General features: G+C 53.4%; 18 protein-coding genes. 9 read left to right on the top strand and 9 right to left on the bottom strand.

Annotated features, from left to right (window positions below; all coding sequences use genetic code 11):
• Positions 1-250 precede the first annotated feature (250 nt).
• The 4 genes from QSK07_RS04360 to yciA are packed head-to-tail and all read left to right on the top strand — an operon-like array spanning position 251 to position 2,502.
• Complete coding sequence (locus QSK07_RS04360) at positions 251-667, top strand: YkgJ family cysteine cluster protein (RefSeq protein ID WP_098050383.1); 417 nt, start codon at positions 251-253, stop codon at positions 665-667.
• 27 nt (positions 668-694) lie between these two features.
• Positions 695-1,429 (top strand): YciC family protein, encoded by a 735-nt coding sequence (locus QSK07_RS04355; protein WP_098050382.1) that lies wholly within the window; start codon positions 695-697, stop codon positions 1,427-1,429.
• Between the two features lie 51 nt (positions 1,430-1,480).
• Complete coding sequence (locus QSK07_RS04350; protein ID WP_098050381.1) at positions 1,481-2,020, top strand: septation protein A; 540 nt, start codon at positions 1,481-1,483, stop codon at positions 2,018-2,020.
• 59 nt (positions 2,021-2,079) lie between these two features.
• Positions 2,080-2,502: an acyl-CoA thioester hydrolase YciA gene (gene yciA / locus QSK07_RS04345; protein WP_013358032.1), complete on the top strand. Its 423-nt coding sequence runs from the start codon at positions 2,080-2,082 to the stop codon at positions 2,500-2,502.
• Positions 2,503-2,538: 36 nt separating this feature from the next.
• Here yciA and tonB read toward each other — a convergent pair whose 3' ends face one another.
• Positions 2,539-3,282 carry a TonB system transport protein TonB gene (gene tonB / locus QSK07_RS04340; RefSeq protein WP_285720539.1) on the bottom strand — a complete coding sequence of 248 codons (744 nt, stop codon included), beginning with the start codon at positions 3,280-3,282 and terminating at the stop codon, positions 2,539-2,541.
• Positions 3,283-3,479: 197 nt separating this feature from the next.
• Between tonB and QSK07_RS04335 the strand changes: the two genes are divergently transcribed.
• Both QSK07_RS04335 and QSK07_RS04330 read left to right on the top strand, forming a co-directional pair.
• Positions 3,480-3,776, top strand: a complete 297-nt coding sequence (locus QSK07_RS04335) for a YciI family protein (RefSeq protein WP_003853909.1) — start codon at positions 3,480-3,482, stop codon at positions 3,774-3,776.
• A 76-nt stretch (positions 3,777-3,852) separates the two neighbouring features.
• Complete coding sequence (locus tag QSK07_RS04330; RefSeq protein ID WP_098053032.1) at positions 3,853-4,038, top strand: hypothetical protein; 186 nt, start codon at positions 3,853-3,855, stop codon at positions 4,036-4,038.
• A gap of 199 nt (positions 4,039-4,237) precedes the next feature.
• Here the strand turns inward: QSK07_RS04330 and ycgZ are convergent, their stop codons facing one another.
• The gene (ycgZ, locus tag QSK07_RS04325) at positions 4,238-4,480 is read right to left on the bottom strand and encodes a regulatory protein YcgZ (RefSeq protein ID WP_098050379.1); all 243 of its coding nucleotides are present in this window, start codon (positions 4,478-4,480) and stop codon (positions 4,238-4,240) included.
• A 346-nt stretch (positions 4,481-4,826) separates the two neighbouring features.
• On the opposite strand from ycgZ, the gene QSK07_RS04320 reads away from it, so the two are divergent.
• Complete coding sequence (locus tag QSK07_RS04320; protein ID WP_098050378.1) at positions 4,827-5,144, top strand: hypothetical protein; 318 nt, start codon at positions 4,827-4,829, stop codon at positions 5,142-5,144.
• 22 nt (positions 5,145-5,166) lie between these two features.
• Here the strand turns inward: QSK07_RS04320 and QSK07_RS04315 are convergent, their stop codons facing one another.
• Entirely contained in the window at positions 5,167-5,340 is a 174-nt protein-coding gene (locus QSK07_RS04315; protein WP_095707117.1) for a YciY family protein, read from the bottom strand.
• 170 nt (positions 5,341-5,510) lie between these two features.
• Between QSK07_RS04315 and cls the strand changes: the two genes are divergently transcribed.
• Together cls and QSK07_RS04305 are read left to right on the top strand one after the other, a co-directional pair.
• A complete protein-coding gene (gene cls / locus QSK07_RS04310) occupies positions 5,511-6,971 on the top strand; it encodes a cardiolipin synthase (protein WP_285720538.1) in 1,461 nt (486 codons plus the stop codon).
• A 45-nt stretch (positions 6,972-7,016) separates the two neighbouring features.
• On the top strand, positions 7,017-7,340 hold the full coding sequence (locus tag QSK07_RS04305) for an HI1450 family dsDNA-mimic protein (protein ID WP_003853921.1): 324 nt from the start codon (positions 7,017-7,019) through the stop codon (positions 7,338-7,340).
• A gap of 43 nt (positions 7,341-7,383) precedes the next feature.
• Here QSK07_RS04305 and oppF read toward each other — a convergent pair whose 3' ends face one another.
• From oppF to QSK07_RS04275, 6 genes are all read right to left on the bottom strand, one after another.
• A complete protein-coding gene (oppF, locus tag QSK07_RS04300; protein ID WP_098050374.1) occupies positions 7,384-8,385 on the bottom strand; it encodes a murein tripeptide/oligopeptide ABC transporter ATP binding protein OppF in 1,002 nt (333 codons plus the stop codon).
• Positions 8,382-9,395 carry an ABC transporter ATP-binding protein gene (locus QSK07_RS04295; RefSeq protein WP_285720537.1) on the bottom strand — a complete coding sequence of 338 codons (1,014 nt, stop codon included), beginning with the start codon at positions 9,393-9,395 and terminating at the stop codon, positions 8,382-8,384. The genes oppF and QSK07_RS04295 overlap by 4 nt, the downstream gene beginning before the upstream one ends.
• Before the next feature lie 11 nt (positions 9,396-9,406).
• Positions 9,407-10,315, bottom strand: coding sequence for an oligopeptide ABC transporter permease OppC (gene oppC, locus QSK07_RS04290; protein ID WP_098050372.1), 909 nt, complete (start codon positions 10,313-10,315; stop codon positions 9,407-9,409).
• 14 nt (positions 10,316-10,329) lie between these two features.
• Positions 10,330-11,250 carry an oligopeptide ABC transporter permease OppB gene (oppB, locus tag QSK07_RS04285; protein ID WP_061062598.1) on the bottom strand — a complete coding sequence of 307 codons (921 nt, stop codon included), beginning with the start codon at positions 11,248-11,250 and terminating at the stop codon, positions 10,330-10,332.
• A 92-nt stretch (positions 11,251-11,342) separates the two neighbouring features.
• Complete coding sequence (gene oppA / locus QSK07_RS04280) at positions 11,343-12,983, bottom strand: oligopeptide ABC transporter substrate-binding protein OppA (RefSeq protein ID WP_285720536.1); 1,641 nt, start codon at positions 12,981-12,983, stop codon at positions 11,343-11,345.
• 154 nt (positions 12,984-13,137) lie between these two features.
• A complete protein-coding gene (locus QSK07_RS04275) occupies positions 13,138-14,763 on the bottom strand; it encodes an ABC transporter substrate-binding protein (RefSeq protein WP_285720535.1) in 1,626 nt (541 codons plus the stop codon).
• Positions 14,764-15,169 lie beyond the last annotated feature (406 nt).

The following is a 15,169-nucleotide window of genomic DNA, read 5'->3' as shown; positions in this document are numbered from 1 at the left end:
ACTCCTTTGCTTAATGTTAATGTCGCGAACGGAATCGCTTTTTTTGCTGGCAATTATTTAACGTGATTTACAGAAAATTGCACTCAGTAACCCTGAGATAAATTACTTAAAAAACAATGAATTGATTTAGATCAATTTCGGCGCTTTTGGCAGCACGCAAATAGGGCTTGCTGAATAATTTCATCAGCTCTATGTTGCTTATCTTCATTGTTGATTTTGGTTCGATGCCCTGGGAGGGGCGGGTGATCAAATGAGTGAGCTTTCTAACCCTTGTGTCAGCTGTGGCGCCTGCTGCGCCCATTTCCGCGTCTCATTTTACTGGGCTGAAGCCGATGATGCCGGCGGTCTGGTGCCCACTGAATTAACTGAGCCGTTAAGCTTGTTAATGCGCAACATGCGTGGTACGAACGATCGTGCGCCCCGCTGCGTCGCTCTGCAGGGTGATATTGGCGGCTGCGTCTCCTGCGGCATTTATGAACAACGTCCGACGCCCTGTCGGGAGTTTTCAATGTCGGGTGAAGCGGGTATCCATAATGAAGCCTGCGATCGCGCCCGCGCGCGTTACGGCCTCCCTCCCCTTTTTGCGCCCTCTTTACCTCATATTACAGAAAGTTATACCTTGCCGGGTGCCCCGGAGCTGCCAGAACATGTACAATCGCCGGGTTAATTAACCCGGTTCCTCCAAGGAGTGTACATGTCTATCACGGCAAGCTCGTTATACCGTGACACAGGAAATTTCGCGCGCCATCAACTGGCTACGATGCTGTTGATGTCGCTGCTGGCCGCGTTTGTCACCGTCATGCTGGTGCATGTGCTGACACCTGGTGCCGATCAGATGGCCATCCTGCAGCAGGGCGATGACAGCGCCAGTTCGTTGTTTGAGATAGTGCAGAATATGTCACCGGAACAGCAACAGGTGCTGCTGCGCGCCTCGGCGGCCAGCACCTTCTCCGCGCTGATGGGGAATACGCTGCTGCTTGGCGGTATGCTCTATCTGATTCCGATGGTCTCTTCCGGCCAGCGTGTCAGTGCCTTGCGAGCCATTGGCGCGTCAGCACCGCTGCTGCCAAAGCTGCTGCTGCTCACCTTCCTGATGACGCTGGTCGCGCAGCTGGGCTTTATGGTACTGGTCGTGCCAGGCATTCTGCTGACGATCCTGCTGTCACTGGCGCCAGTCATGGTGGCCAGTGAGAAGATGGGTGTCTTTGCCGCCATGCGCGCCAGCATGCGGATGGCATGGAAAAATGTCAGGCTGATCGCCCCGGCAATTCTGCTCTGGCTGCTGGCTAAAGTCATTGTGATGCTTTTCTTCTCATCGCTGACGGTATTACCCCTCAATGTCTCGTCGGTGATTTTTACCGCGGCAGGCAATGTGGTTTCAGCCATGTTGATTATTTATCTCTATCGGCTCTATATGCTGTTACGTTGACTGACGGTGTGCCTTCGGGCACATTCGCAGCCAACTCTGAATGGAAAAACTATGAAGCAGCTACTCGACTTTCTTCCCCTGGTGGTTTTTTTCATCTTCTACAAGCTGTATGACATTTTTGTCGCCTCGGGCGCACTGATTGTGGCCACCGGCCTGGCCCTTGTCGTCAGCTGGGTGCTCTATCGCAAACTGGAAAAGATGACGATTTTCACCTTTGTGCTGGTGGCCGTCTTTGGCACCCTGACGCTGGTGTTCCACAACGATGAGTTCATTAAGTGGAAAGTTACCGTGATTTACAGCCTGTTTGCCGCCGCCCTGCTTTACAGCCAGTGGTTTATGCAGCAGACGCTGATTCAGCGCATGCTGGGTAAAGAGCTGCAGCTGCCTGACGCAGTCTGGCGTCGGCTGAACGTCGCCTGGGCGCTGTTCTTTCTGATCTGTGGTCTGGTGAACATCTATGTCGCCTTTTGGTTATCTCAGGCGTTTTGGGTTAACTTTAAAGTGTTCGGTCTTTCCGGTCTGACCTTACTGTTTACCCTGCTCAGCGGGCTGTATATCTGGCGTCAGATGCCGCAGCAGGAACAAAAATAATCATCTGCCCGGTACGCCGGGCATTTTTTTAGCATTCATCTGCATAAGAAGTGGAAGCAATGAGCGAAAAACATAAATTGCCGCAAGGCGAAATGGTGCTGCGTACGCTCGCCATGCCGGCAGATACCAACGCCAATGGCGATATTTTTGGTGGCTGGCTGATGTCACAGATGGATATGGGCGGCGCAATCCTGGCGAAAGAGATCGCTGAAGGGCGCGTTGTTACCGTGCGCGTCGACGGCATGTCGTTTATGAAGCCTGTCGCGGTGGGTGACGTGGTGAGTTGTCATGCGAGCTGTCTTCGGACCGGCAACAGTTCGATGACGATTAACGTTGAAGTGTGGATCAAAAAAGTGTCGTCTGAACCCATCGGGCAGACCTACTGTGCTACAGAGGCGGTCTTTATCTATGTGGCGGTCGACAATGAGGGCAACTCACGTCCTCTGCCAGCCGGACGCGCCAATCAGCAGCCTGCCGGATAAGTGACGGGTCAGGCGGCGTCTGCCTGACCCGGTAACTTATTCAATGCTGGCGCCACCATTAATCTTAAACACGATATTCATGGTAAGACCCTGTCCAGGCTGTCCGCTCTGATAGCGCCATTTTTTCATCGCTTGCTTAACTTCCCGCTCAAACATATTGCGGGGTTCAGCAGAGAGAATCTGGATGTTATCCACCCGTCCGTCGCTGTCCACATCAAACTTCACCCTTACACGCCCTTCTACACGCAATGCAAAAGCACGTTGAGGATAGCCAGGCTTACTTACGCTCAATGCCTTAGGGCCTTTTGATGCCGACGCGGTGGGAGCCGGTGTCGCTTTTGGCGCAGTCGCCGGTTTGCTTTGCGTCGCCGGTGCTTCCTGCTTAAACGGATCGGCCTGAGGCTTACTCTCCGGACGCGGCTTCACCTCGCGTTTTGGCTGCTCCCGTTTGTGTTCCGGCTTTGGTTTAGGTTTAGGTTTAGGCTTCGGTTCAGGTTTCGGAATGGGCACCGGCTCCGCTTTTGGCGGTTCCTGCACGGGCTGCGGTTCAGGCTGCGGTTCAGGTTGTGGCGCAGGCGGCTCTGCGACAGCCGGTGCAGGCTCGGGCTGAACTTCAGGCGCGACCATGGTAACGCTGATGGGCTGGGATGCTTTGGGTACCTCAATTACCTGCTGGAATGAAGCATAAAGGATTCCGGCAATCACGACTCCATGCAAAGCAACAGACAACAACATAGAGACAGGCGTGCGTTTAGGTAATGGCATAGTCAGCGTGGTCATAACAGTCGCAGTGATTGAATAGAACAGCGATTTTAAATGCAAATAGCAATCAGTTTCAATAACTCCCGCCATCCGGCCTGAAGAAAAGCGCTTTTTAGCCCTTTATGCTGAGCCATTAACCGCCCACAGGTTTCGTTTGCACTCTAATCCTCAATCCCTTAACGTGTTGCAAAATTCTGATAACCAGGAGTTCCTTAGTGCTTTACGTCATTTATGCAGAAGATACTGCAGAGTCACTGGAAAAACGTAACGCTGTGCGCCCTGCCCACCTGGCGCGACTCAAATTGCTGCAGGAAGAGGGACGCCTGATCATCGCAGGCCCGATGCCTGCTGTAGATAGCAACGATCCTGGCGTGGCGGGCTTCACCGGCTCAACCGTTATTGCTGAGTTCCCATCATTAGAAGCCGCGCAGTCCTGGGCCCAGGATGATCCTTACTTTGCAGCGGGCGTGTACAAACAGGTCTCGGTTAAGCCATTTAAACGCGTCTTCTGATAACGTCTCTGCAGTCAGAATGGCTTCTGTGCATGACACAGAAGCCATTTTTGTTTTGAATATTCAGAGAGGAAAGATGCAGATAATCATTCTGGGGCTACTGGCAATTATCGCTTTACTGATTGGCGGTGCGCTATACCTTTGGCGAGCAAAGGGCTGGCGTGATAAAAAGCAATGGATTGTGATGCTGATCGTGCTGGCGGCAGCACTGCAGTTGGTAAATGTCACGCTGATAATGACGTCACAACGTCTTTCGGGTTAATTGTTCATACACCCTATTGCGACAGCAACGTAAACACCCTCTGCGAAACTGGGCTTTCGCACTTATTACTCCTCTGCCCGGACGGCTGAACGCAGCGATCGCTATATAGCCGTTAAGCGCTTATTCATGGCTAAGCGGGTCTGCCTGCTCAGCTAACCCGCTTTGATATCCCGTCATTCACTGGCATAGTTGGGTTGAATTAACCCCTGTCCAGAATCAGACCGATCAGCGCATGATAGTGCTGCTCTTCTTCCGGGCTGGTGACATGCTGTAAACGGCTGATGAGTTTTGAGCAAATCGCTTTACGATTCAGGCTACGGCCAGAGGCGATAATTTCTGTCACCACAGAACCCAGAATGGCCTGCTGGGAAGGCTGCGCAGCACTGTGTAAATAAGCTGAGATATCAGATACTGAAGCGGGAATATGAACGTTAGTCTGCATGGTTGACCCTCATAGTATTCATTAAAAGTTACTGACCGATGGGGTAAAGTTATACAACAACACCTTAGTTGTACAGGTATTTAACACAAAAGATCGCATTGCCTGCTGAATAAATCGATAAACCTATAAATATCAATAATTTGTTAAAATGTAAAGTTGTACAGATTTGACGTCAGCCGCTGTACACCCCCCCTGAATACACCTTGAGATGGCCTGTTTAACCTTAAAAAATGATCTCTGTGTCATTTTTTTAGCAGTCAGGAGGAATTATCTGGCAGAGCTGTCTACATTTAGCTTTTGTGAGTTAAACCTCTGAATGGAAGCACAGCGGAATCGCGGTCAAAATATGAATAAAACGTATCCCGGCCAGGCCATTACTCTGCTCGACCCACTGTTGACCCGAATTGTGGCGATTGTTGATCCGAAAATCGAAGTCATGAGTGGTTACCCTGCAAACTGCTCTGCCTGGCTGACCGTCTATTACCAGCGTAAATCGGGAAAATGGTCTTACGAATGGTACGATCGGACGGGATATCGCAGACCAGCGGCGCTGGGCAACACGATGGAGTGCCTGATGCGCGAAGTCAGCGACCGGGGTGCGTCGCGTCAGGAACATTCAATGGCGCGACGGGTCATGGCAGAATTGGGATTTTTTGAAGCCTGAACAGGGTTGCTCCCGACATAACCTAGACTAACTGCGTAATAAACAGGATCGAGCGTCGTTGCTGCTGGGCCAGCTGATGGCGAATGCAATGGATACGCTTGTAACGCCGCGACTGCCCTTCCAGCCAGCGGGAGCGACGGCGATGTACCTGACGTAACATTCTCCAGCGCGCTACCTCATTTCTGCTTCGTTTCATCACTTCCTCTCTGACTTCATACATGTAAGACCTGTGCGAGGGCATTATAGAGATCTCCGTCATAATGCCAAATCAGATCTCTCATCGAGACTGTCCGGGATAAAGGGTTTCGTTAGCGGTGATCTGCACGTAAACTTGCCAGACGAAAGCGCGAACGGGATGTCCACTTTATGACCACTTTTTATACCCTGATCAGCTGGTTGCTGGTATTTGGTTACTGGCTGCTGATTGCCGGGGTTACGCTGCGCGTGTTAATGAAGCGCCGGGCCGTAACTTCGGCGATGGCATGGCTGCTGGTTATTTATATTCTGCCGCTGGTGGGTATTATCGCTTATCTCTCGTTTGGCGAACTGCATCTGGGCAAACGTCGCGCGGAGCGCGCCCGCACCATGTGGCCGTCGACTGCCCGCTGGCTCAACGACCTGAAACAGTGCCGTGAAATTTTTGCCACCGAGCACAGCGACGTTGCCCGTTCACTGTTTGAGCTTTGCTACCATCGTCAGGGCATTGCCGGGGTCAAGGGCAACCAGCTCCAGCTGCTTACCAGCGCGGACGACGTCATGCAGGCGCTGATTCGTGATATCCAGCTGGCCCGTCATAACATTGAGATGGTGTTTTACATCTGGCATCCCGGCGGACTGGCGGATGAGGTCGCAGAATCGCTGATGGCCGCATCACGCCGTGGCGTTCATTGCCGACTGCTGCTCGATTCCGCAGGCAGCGTCAACTTTTTCCGCAGCCCGTGGGTCGGCATGATGCGCAACGCCGGTATTGACGTCGTGGAAGCCTTGCAGGTCAGCCTGCTGCGCGTGTTCCTGCGACGGATGGATTTGCGTCAGCATCGCAAAATCGTTCTGATTGATAATTATATCGCCTATACCGGCAGCATGAACCTGGTGGATCCGCGCTTCTTTAAACAGAGCGCGGGTGTGGGCCAATGGATTGACCTGATGGCGCGTATGGAAGGTCCGGTCGCGACCGCGATGGGCATTGTGTTCAGCTGTGACTGGGAGATTGAGACCGGTAAACGTATTCTTCCACCACCGCCCGATCGTAACATCATGCCGTTTGAGCAGGAGAGCGGCCACACCGTCCAGGTGATCGCCTCCGGTCCGGGCTTCCCGGAAGATATGATCCATCAGGCGCTACTGACCGCAGTTTATTCAGCGCGTGAACAGCTGATTATGACTACGCCCTATTTAGTGCCGAGCGACGATCTGCTGCATGCTATCTGTACGGCCGCACAGCGTGGCGTCAGTGTCAGCGTAATTGTGCCGCGTCACAATGACTCGCTGCTGGTCGGCTGGGCCAGCCGCGCCTTCTTCAGCGAACTGCTGGAAGCGGGCGTGAAGATCTATCAGTTTGAAGATGGGCTGCTGCACACCAAAAGCGTGCTGGTCGACGGACAGCTGAGTCTGGTGGGAACCGTCAATCTTGATATGCGCAGTTTATGGCTGAATTTTGAAGTGACGCTGGTAGTGGATGATGCAGGATTTGGCAGCGATCTCGCCTGTGTGCAGGATGACTACATCGCCCGCTCACGCCTGCTGGATGGCAAGCGCTGGGCAAAACGTGCGTGGTGGCAGCGCATCGTCGAACGACTGTTTTACTTCTTCAGCCCTTTACTGTAAAACGAGCCAGATTGTGTAAATGGCCGCAGGCCGACAGGACAGACTATGGATTTGAATAATCGCCTTACCGAAGATGAAACGCTGGAACAGGCCTACGATATTTTTCTCGAACTGGCCGTCGACAACCTCGATCCGGCAGACGTCATTCTCTTCAATCTGCAGTTTGAAGAGCGCGGTGGCGCAGAGCTGTTTGATCCCTCTGAAGACTGGAAAGATCATGTCGATTTCGATCTGAACCCGGACTTTTTCGCCGAGGTGGTCATCGGGCTGGGTGAAGCAGATGGTGAGCCGATCACTGATGTCTTTGCCCGCGTGCTGCTGTGCCGCGAAAAAGATCACAAGCTCTGTCATATCCTGTGGCGCGAGTAAGCATCAGATAACAAAACGCCGGGCACTTGCCCGGCGTTTTGCATTATAGCGGATCGACCTTCAGACAGGAGACCGCATGGTGGAAACTGCCTTCCAGCAGCGGCCGGGTTTTCGCACATTCCGGACCTGCGATCGGACAGCGGGTGCGGAACACGCAGCCAGACGGCGGATTAATTGGCGACGGCAACTCCCCTTCCAGCAGCTGAATCTGCTTGTTCTTTTCCAGATCAGGATCGGGAATCGGCACGGCAGACATCAGCGCACGAGTGTAAGGATGCTGCGGATTGCTGTAGACCTCGCTGTAGGTGCCCAGCTCCACCGCATGTCCCAGATACATCACCAGCACCCTGTCAGAGATGTGCTTCACCACGGCCAGATCGTGAGCAATGAAGATTAACGACAGCCCCATCTCACGCTGTAACTGCTGCAGCAGATTCACCACCTGCGCCTGAATTGAAACATCCAGCGCCGAGACCGGCTCATCGCAGATGATCAGCTTCGGTTCCAGAACCAGCGCACGCGCGATACCGATACGCTGACACTGACCGCCCGAAAACTCATGCGGGTAGCGGTTAATCAGGTTGGGCAGCAGCCCCACTTTCATCATCATATTTTTGACGCGGTCTTTCACTTCCTGCCGCGCCATTTTCGGATGGTAGGTGCGCAGTGGCTCGGCGATGATATCGCCGATGGTCATACGCGGGTTCAGCGACGCCAGCGGATCCTGGAATATCATCTGGATATCGCTGCGCGCTTTGCGCCACTCCTCTTCACTCTGGCCGAGCAGATCGCGGCCTAACCAGGCCACCCGACCTTCCGTCGCTTTAACCAGCCCGATGATGGCGCGTGCCAGGGTCGATTTGCCGCAGCCAGACTCGCCTACCACGCCCAGCGTTTCTCCCTCATAAAGGCGCAGGCTGACGCCATCCACCGCCTTCAGGGTCTTTGACGGCTGCCAGAACCATTGCCTGCCATCTTTGATGTCAAAATGGACTTTGAGGTCGGCGATTTCCAGTAATACTCTTTTTTCAGCTACGGTGCTCATACTAACTCCTCCACCGGCTTAAAGCAGGCACGCAGACGGCCATCGCCAAACGGCTCCAGCGGCGGAGCCTGGGTGCAGATATCCATTGCGTGCGGACAACGCGGCTGGAACGGACAACCCTGCGGCAGGCGCAGCAGATTGGGTGGATTACCCGGAATGGTGGTCAGGCTCTCGCCCTCCGCATTCAGGCGCGGCACTGCATTGAGCAGACCGATTGAGTAAGGATGCGCAGGTTGATAAAAGACATCGCGGGCGCGGCCATACTCCATAGTGCGTCCGGCATACATCACCAGCACCTTATCGCAGATCCCAGCCACCACGCCGAGATCGTGAGTGATCATGATAATGGCGGTATTGAATTCACGCTTCAGATCGTTGAGCAGCGTCATGATCTGCGCCTGCACCGTCACATCCAGCGCCGTAGTGGGCTCATCAGCGATCAGCAGTTTTGGCCGGCACAGCAGTGCCATCGCGATCATCACGCGCTGACGCATCCCGCCAGAGAACTCATGCGGGTACATCTTCATGCGTTTGCGCGCTTCCGGCATTTTCACCGCGTCCAGCATTTTCACTGACTCTTCAAACGCCTGTGCGCTGTTCATTCCTTTGTGCAGCTTAAGCACTTCCATCAGCTGCTCGCCCACCCGCATATAGGGGTTAAGCGACGTCATGGGGTCCTGGAAGATCATTGCAATCTGTTCGGCGCGCAGTTTATTGAGCTGGTTCTCAGGCAGGTTCAGAATCTCTTTGCCGTTGAACATCGCCGAGCCGCCAATGCGGCCATTTTTTGCCAGCAACCCCATCAGGGCAAAGGCCGTCTGTGATTTGCCGGAACCCGACTCACCAACAATGCCCAGCGTCTCACCAGCACGCAGCGAGAAATTCAGGTCATTAACAGCGGTCACATCTCCATCGTGCGTGCCAAAGGTCACACGTAAATCTTTGACCGTAAGTAGCTGTTCGCTTCCCGCGCGGGCCGCCATTGCTGGCTGAAATTCATGAATAGTCATCGGGAAACTCCTTAACGATCTTTCGGATCGAGGGCATCACGCAGGCCATCGCCGATAAAGTTGAAACAGAACAGCGTCACCACCAGGAAGCCTGCCGGATAGAGCAGCAGCCACGGCGACACTTCCATCGAGTTGGCGCCGTCGCTGAGCAGTGCGCCCCAGCTGCTTAATGGCTCCTGCGTACCCAGACCGAGGAAGCTCAGGAAGGACTCAAACAGGATCATGCTTGGCACCAGCAACGAGGCGTAAACCACCACCACGCCCAGCACGTTCGGCACGATATGGCGCACCACGATTTTCCAGGTTGATACCCCGCCGACATGGGCCGCTTCGATAAACTCTTTACGCTTCAGGCTCAGCGTCTGGCCACGCACAATACGCGCCATATCCAGCCACGAAACCATACCGATAGCGGCAAAAATCAGCAGGATGTTGCGACCAAAGAAGGTCACCAGCAGGATCACGAAGAACATAAACGGGAAGGAGTTAAGGATTTCCAGAATACGCATCATCACCGAGTCCGTTTTGCCACCGAGATAGCCAGCAATCGAACCATAAAGCGTGCCTACGATCACCGCGATCAGCGCAGAGGCCACACCCACCATCAGGGAGATGCGACCACCAATCGCCACGCGTACCAGCAGGTCACGACCCGATGAGTCAGTGCCGAACCAGTGGCCTGAAGTGGTATCCGGCGGCGAGGACATCATGGCCCAGTCCGTATCGTCGTAGGTGAACTGCGCCAGCATCGGCGCAAAGATCACGAACAGGGTAATCACTAACAGCACCAGCAGGCTGATTAAGGCCGCCCGGTTATGGATAAAACGACGACGCGCGTCCTGCCATAGACTGCGCCCTTCTACTTCCAGCTTCTCACTGAACGCATCAAGAGCTTCGCTGTTTTTCTTACTTAATATCATGGCGAACTCCGCAATCAGTAACGAATTTTTGGATCGATAACGGCATAGAGCACGTCAACAATCGCGTTGAAGATAATGGTCAGTAAACCGACCAGAATGGTCAGACTCATCACCAGTGAGTAGTCACGGTTCAACGCACCGTTCACAAACAGCTGACCGATACCCGGCAGACCGTAAATCGACTCAATGACCATCGAACCGGTAATAATGCCGACAAACGCCGGTCCCATGTAGGAGATCACCGGCAGCAATGCGGGCTTCAGCGCATGACGCAGCACAATGCGGCGCAGCGGTAAGCCTTTAGCACGTGCGGTACGAATAAAGTTGGAGTGCATCACTTCAATCATCGACCCACGGGTAATACGCGCGATACTGGCGATATACGCCAGCGACAGCGCCACCATCGGCAGCAGCATGTAGTTCCACTGCCCGCCATTCCAGCCGCCGCCCGGCAGCCATTTCAGGCTGATGGCGAACAGCAGGACCAGCAGCGGTGCGACCACGAAACTGGGTATGACCACGCCGGTCATTGCCACCCCCATCACCGCGAAGTCCCATAACGTATTTTGTTTGAGCGCGGCGATGACGCCAGCGGTCACGCCCAGCACTATCGCCAGCAGGAACGCGGCCAGGCCGAGTTTGGCAGAAACCGGAAACGCATGTGCGACCAGATAATTAACTGAATAGTCTTTGTATTTAAACGATGGGCCGAAATCGCCGTGCGCCAGCTGCACAAGGTAATCGACATACTGCTTACCAATAGGATCGTTGAGGTGGTACTTCGCCTCGATGTTGGCCATGACTTCGGGTGCCAGCGTACGTTCGCCGGTAAAGGGACTCCCCGGGGCCAGACGCATCATAAAGAAGGAGATGGTAATCAGGACGAACAGCGTCGGTAGCGCTTCAAGCAAGCGACGCAGGATGAATTTTAACATTGCCGTACCTACCAGGCTGTTGCTTCACAATATATAAAAAATTAAAAAAGGCGGCGCCAGACGCACCGCCACTGCTGATAGCCTGAATGCTATTAGTGTTTAATGATGTAGAAGTCTTTAGACAGCGTTTTATCCAGTGGATCTTTACCGGTGTAGCCACCGAGGTAAGGTTTTACCAGACGCGTATTCACGTAGTAGTAAACCGGTACGATGGTGCTGTCTTTATCCAGGATCTGTTCAGCCTTCTGATAGTCCGCTGCGCGGGCTTTGGCATCCGGCGCTTTGATCGCGTCACGCACCACTTTGTCAAACTCATCGCTTTTGTAGTGTGATGTGTTACTGCTGCTGTTGGACAACATGGTGTTCAGGAATGAGGTCGGTTCGTTATAGTCCGCACACCAGGCTGCACGCGATACATCGAAGTTACCCTGATGACGGGTATCCAGGAAGGTTTTCCACTCCTGGTTTTCCAGCTTGATGTTCACGCCGATGTTTTTCTTCCAGATCGACGAGGCGGCAATTGCCAGCTTCTTATGCAGATCAGAGGTGTTATACAGCAGGTTAAAGGTCAGTGGTTTGTCTGCGGTATAGCCCGCTTCAGCCAGCAGCTTCTTCGCTTCGGCATTACGTTTGTCCTGTGACCATGTAAACCAGTCTGGCGGCAGGATTTCCATGCCGTCGGTGGATGGCGGCGTGTAGCTGTAAGCCGGTTTCTGGCCCTGCGCCAGAACTTTGTTGACCATGATGTCACGATCCAGACCCAGCTTCAGGGCGGCGCGCACGCGGGGATCGGTGAATGGCGCTTTCTGGTTGTTGATTTCGTAATAGTAGGTGCAGAGGTAAGGATCGACGTGCAGCTCTTTACCATTGTCACGCTGCAGCTTTTTAAACAGCTCAATTGGCAGATTGTTGTAGGTCATGTCGCTACCGTTCTCAGAGAAGTAACGGTTAACGTCACTGACCTCAGAACTGATTGGCAGGTAGGTGACCTTGTTCAGCACGGTGTGTTCGTTGTCCCAGTAGTTCGGGTTACGGACCAGGGTGATGCGCTCGTTAATCACGTGCGCGTCCAGTTTAAATGCACCGTTGCCGACCCAGTTCTGTGGCTGGGTCCACTGCTCGCCAAACTTCTCAATTGCCGGTTTATAAACCGGTGACATGACGGAGTTAATCAGCAGCTTATCAAAATAGGGAACCGGCTCGCTCAGGGTGACTTCCAGCGTGTGGTCATCAATGGCTTTTACGCCCAGATCGGTAATCGGTTTTTTCCCGGCGATGATGTCATCGACATTGAGGATATGACCATACTGTGGATAGCTGGCGTACGGTGAAGCTGTTTTAGGATCGACCAGACGCTCCCAGCTGTAGACAAAGTCCTGCGCGGTAACCGGCTCGCCATTAGACCATTTGGCATTTTTACGTAAGTGGAACGTCCACACTTTGAAATCTTTGTTTTCGTAACTTTCCGCTACGCCCGGAATCGGTTTACCGTTGCTGTCATTGACCAGCAGACCTTCGTAAAGGTCGCGCGCCACGTTGTCTTCCGGCACGCCTTCAATTTTGTGCGGATCAAGCGACTGTACTTCATCGCCATTGCCGCGAACCAGCTCCTGTTTTGCAGCCAGTTCAACGCCCGCAGGCACGGTTGCTGAGAAAGCCGCATTCCCTGCCAGGGCACTCACTGCGGCGAAAACGCCCGCTGCAATCAGGCTTTTTTTCGTGATGTTGTTCATTATTACACTCCAGTTTTATTATCGTCTCCGTGGCGATGCTCCGCCCCGGCGTCCCCCGTCTCCGGGCTCCCTGGCCTGTTCCCAGGGAGATTGACCCCAAAATGGTCTGTACGCTGATGCGTGTCCCGACTGTCTCGCCGAAGCGGCGATCAGATCAGTGTTGTTTGATGAAATAGTACTTCAGGTCTGTCATGTCCTGCGGGTCTTTGCCCGTAAAGCCGCCAACCCAGGGCTTTACCAGGCGCACACTTACGCGGTAGTAAACTGGCACAATTGGTGAGTCTTTGTCGAGTTGTGTTTCAGCCTGCTGATACAGGTCGGCGCGCTGCGCCTCGCTGCCCGCCGTCAGCGTTTCCGTCATTAAGCGATCGAAAGTCGCGCTACTGTAAAATGCGGTGTTAATCGAGGCATTACTGATCAGCATGTTCAGGAAAGTGGAGGGCTCGTTGTAATCGGCACACCAGGTGGCACGCACCACGTCATACTGGGCCTGATGACGGGTCTCCAGCATGGTTTTCCACTCCTGATTCTGCAGCGTCACCTTCGCGCCCAGGTTTTTCTGCCACATCGACGCGGCTGCAATCGCCTGCCGCTTATTTTGATCAGAGGTGTTATAGAGCAGCGTAAACGTCAGCGGATGGCTGGCATCAAAGCCCGCCTCTGCCAGCAGCTTTTTCGCCGCCTCATTACGTTGCGCCTGTGTCCAGGTGAACCATTCAGGCGGAGATAGCGTAATACCAGCCGTGAACGGTGGCGTGAGGCTATAGGCCGGGATCTGCCCCTGGGCCATAATCTTCCTGGCAATCACCTCGCGATCGAGGGTCAGTTTCAGCGCGGCGCGCACTCTTGCGTCGGTGAACGGCGCTTTTTTGTTGTTGATTTCGTAATAGAAGGTGCAGAGCAGCGGACTGACCTTTACTTCATCGCCCAGCTCTTTGCGCAGCTTGCCAAACATCTCCGGCGGCACCGCACTATTGGTTATATCCGTGCCGCCGCTGCGGTAGCGATTGATATCACTGTTTTCAGAGGCGATCGGCAGGAAGGTCCCCTGCTCAATCACCGTATGCGCATTATCCCAGTAGTGGGGATTACGCTTCACGACGATTTTTTCATTCACCACCCAGTCGCTCAGCGTATAGGCACCGTTACCGATGTAGTGATCGGGACGGGTCCAGGCGTCGCCCCACTGCTTAATGGCAGGCGCATAAACCGGCTTCATCGCCGTGTGCGCTAACATCGCCACCAGGTAAGGCACCGGTTCACTCAGCGTAATTTGCAGCCGATGGGTATCCAGCGCTTTCACGCCCAATTGATCGGGTGACGCTTTTCCGGCGAGGATGGCATTGATACTGGCAAAATGAGCAGCCTGCAGATAACTGGAATAGGGCGATGCGGTTTTCGGGTCCACCAGCCGACGCCAGCTATAGACGAAATCATCGGCGGTCACCGGTTCACCATTGCTCCACTTCGCATCATCCCGCAGAGTAAAAATCCAGACTGTAGGTTGCGGATTTTCCCAGCTTTTAGCGACGCCCGGCACAACCTGACCAAAATTATCGGTGTTAACCAGGCCATCCAGCAGGTTATGAATAACATTAGATTCCGGCACGCCTTCGGTTTTATGCGGATCCAGTGAGGAGACTTCGCTTCCGTTATTGATCACTATTTGCTGTTGCGCTGCCAGAACCGTTGCGGGCGGAACCGTGGCGGCGTAAGCCGGAGAAAAGGCCGTGAACAAAAAGAGTGCGATTGCAGACCGCTGTTGTTGCAAGTTTTTCATCCCAATCATGCGAAACGCCAACCTTTAATTAAGTATCCCGATAGGCTTAAGCAAAAAGCGTTCTCACTTTGGACTTTCGGAGAAAAAATTTACGCTGGGCCAAAAATTATCAGAAGCCGTGAAGGGGCGCCAAAGCAAAATAGCTAAAATGTTAACTAATTCTCTTTTATCATGAGATGTCAGGCAGCGGAAGTGTTAATTTTCGTCCTGAAAATATTATATCGATATGAAAAATAGACTATTTAGCTGTAAACCTGTTTCCAGGGCGTTATGGAGACACAAAAAGCGTCTGTTTTAGTATTTGTATTGATAAAAGCGGCAAGGCCGTGATGAAATTCAGTCTGAGAACTGGAGTATGGAGATTTGTCGGGTTGAGTTGATTTCAGACAGCAGATTATCGTGTGAA

Source organism: Pantoea sp. QMID4 (assembly GCF_030270445.1).
Classification (GTDB): Bacteria; Pseudomonadota; Gammaproteobacteria; order Enterobacterales; family Enterobacteriaceae; genus Pantoea; species Pantoea vagans.
This window is presented reverse-complemented; position numbering and strand designations above follow the sequence as displayed.

Excerpts from the sequence above, each read along its gene's own strand:
- QSK07_RS04360 (WP_098050383.1), top strand. The coding sequence starts at position 251 with ATGAGTGAGCTTTCTAACCCTTGTGTCAGCTGTGGCGCCTGCTGCGCC.
- QSK07_RS04355 (WP_098050382.1), top strand. The coding sequence starts at position 695 with ATGTCTATCACGGCAAGCTCGTTATACCGTGACACAGGAAATTTCGCG.
- QSK07_RS04350 (WP_098050381.1), top strand. The coding sequence starts at position 1,481 with ATGAAGCAGCTACTCGACTTTCTTCCCCTGGTGGTTTTTTTCATCTTC.
- yciA (WP_013358032.1), top strand. The coding sequence starts at position 2,080 with ATGAGCGAAAAACATAAATTGCCGCAAGGCGAAATGGTGCTGCGTACG.
- tonB (WP_285720539.1), bottom strand. The coding sequence starts at position 3,282 with ATGACCACGCTGACTATGCCATTACCTAAACGCACGCCTGTCTCTATG.
- QSK07_RS04330 (WP_098053032.1), top strand. The coding sequence starts at position 3,853 with ATGCAGATAATCATTCTGGGGCTACTGGCAATTATCGCTTTACTGATT.
- ycgZ (WP_098050379.1), bottom strand. The coding sequence starts at position 4,480 with ATGCAGACTAACGTTCATATTCCCGCTTCAGTATCTGATATCTCAGCT.
- QSK07_RS04320 (WP_098050378.1), top strand. The coding sequence starts at position 4,827 with ATGAATAAAACGTATCCCGGCCAGGCCATTACTCTGCTCGACCCACTG.
- QSK07_RS04315 (WP_095707117.1), bottom strand. The coding sequence starts at position 5,340 with ATGAAACGAAGCAGAAATGAGGTAGCGCGCTGGAGAATGTTACGTCAG.
- cls (WP_285720538.1), top strand. The coding sequence starts at position 5,511 with ATGACCACTTTTTATACCCTGATCAGCTGGTTGCTGGTATTTGGTTAC.
- QSK07_RS04305 (WP_003853921.1), top strand. The coding sequence starts at position 7,017 with ATGGATTTGAATAATCGCCTTACCGAAGATGAAACGCTGGAACAGGCC.
- oppF (WP_098050374.1), bottom strand. The coding sequence starts at position 8,385 with ATGAGCACCGTAGCTGAAAAAAGAGTATTACTGGAAATCGCCGACCTC.
- QSK07_RS04295 (WP_285720537.1), bottom strand. The coding sequence starts at position 9,395 with ATGACTATTCATGAATTTCAGCCAGCAATGGCGGCCCGCGCGGGAAGC.
- oppC (WP_098050372.1), bottom strand. The coding sequence starts at position 10,315 with ATGATATTAAGTAAGAAAAACAGCGAAGCTCTTGATGCGTTCAGTGAG.
- oppB (WP_061062598.1), bottom strand. The coding sequence starts at position 11,250 with ATGTTAAAATTCATCCTGCGTCGCTTGCTTGAAGCGCTACCGACGCTG.
- oppA (WP_285720536.1), bottom strand. The coding sequence starts at position 12,983 with ATGAACAACATCACGAAAAAAAGCCTGATTGCAGCGGGCGTTTTCGCC.
- QSK07_RS04275 (WP_285720535.1), bottom strand. The coding sequence starts at position 14,763 with ATGAAAAACTTGCAACAACAGCGGTCTGCAATCGCACTCTTTTTGTTC.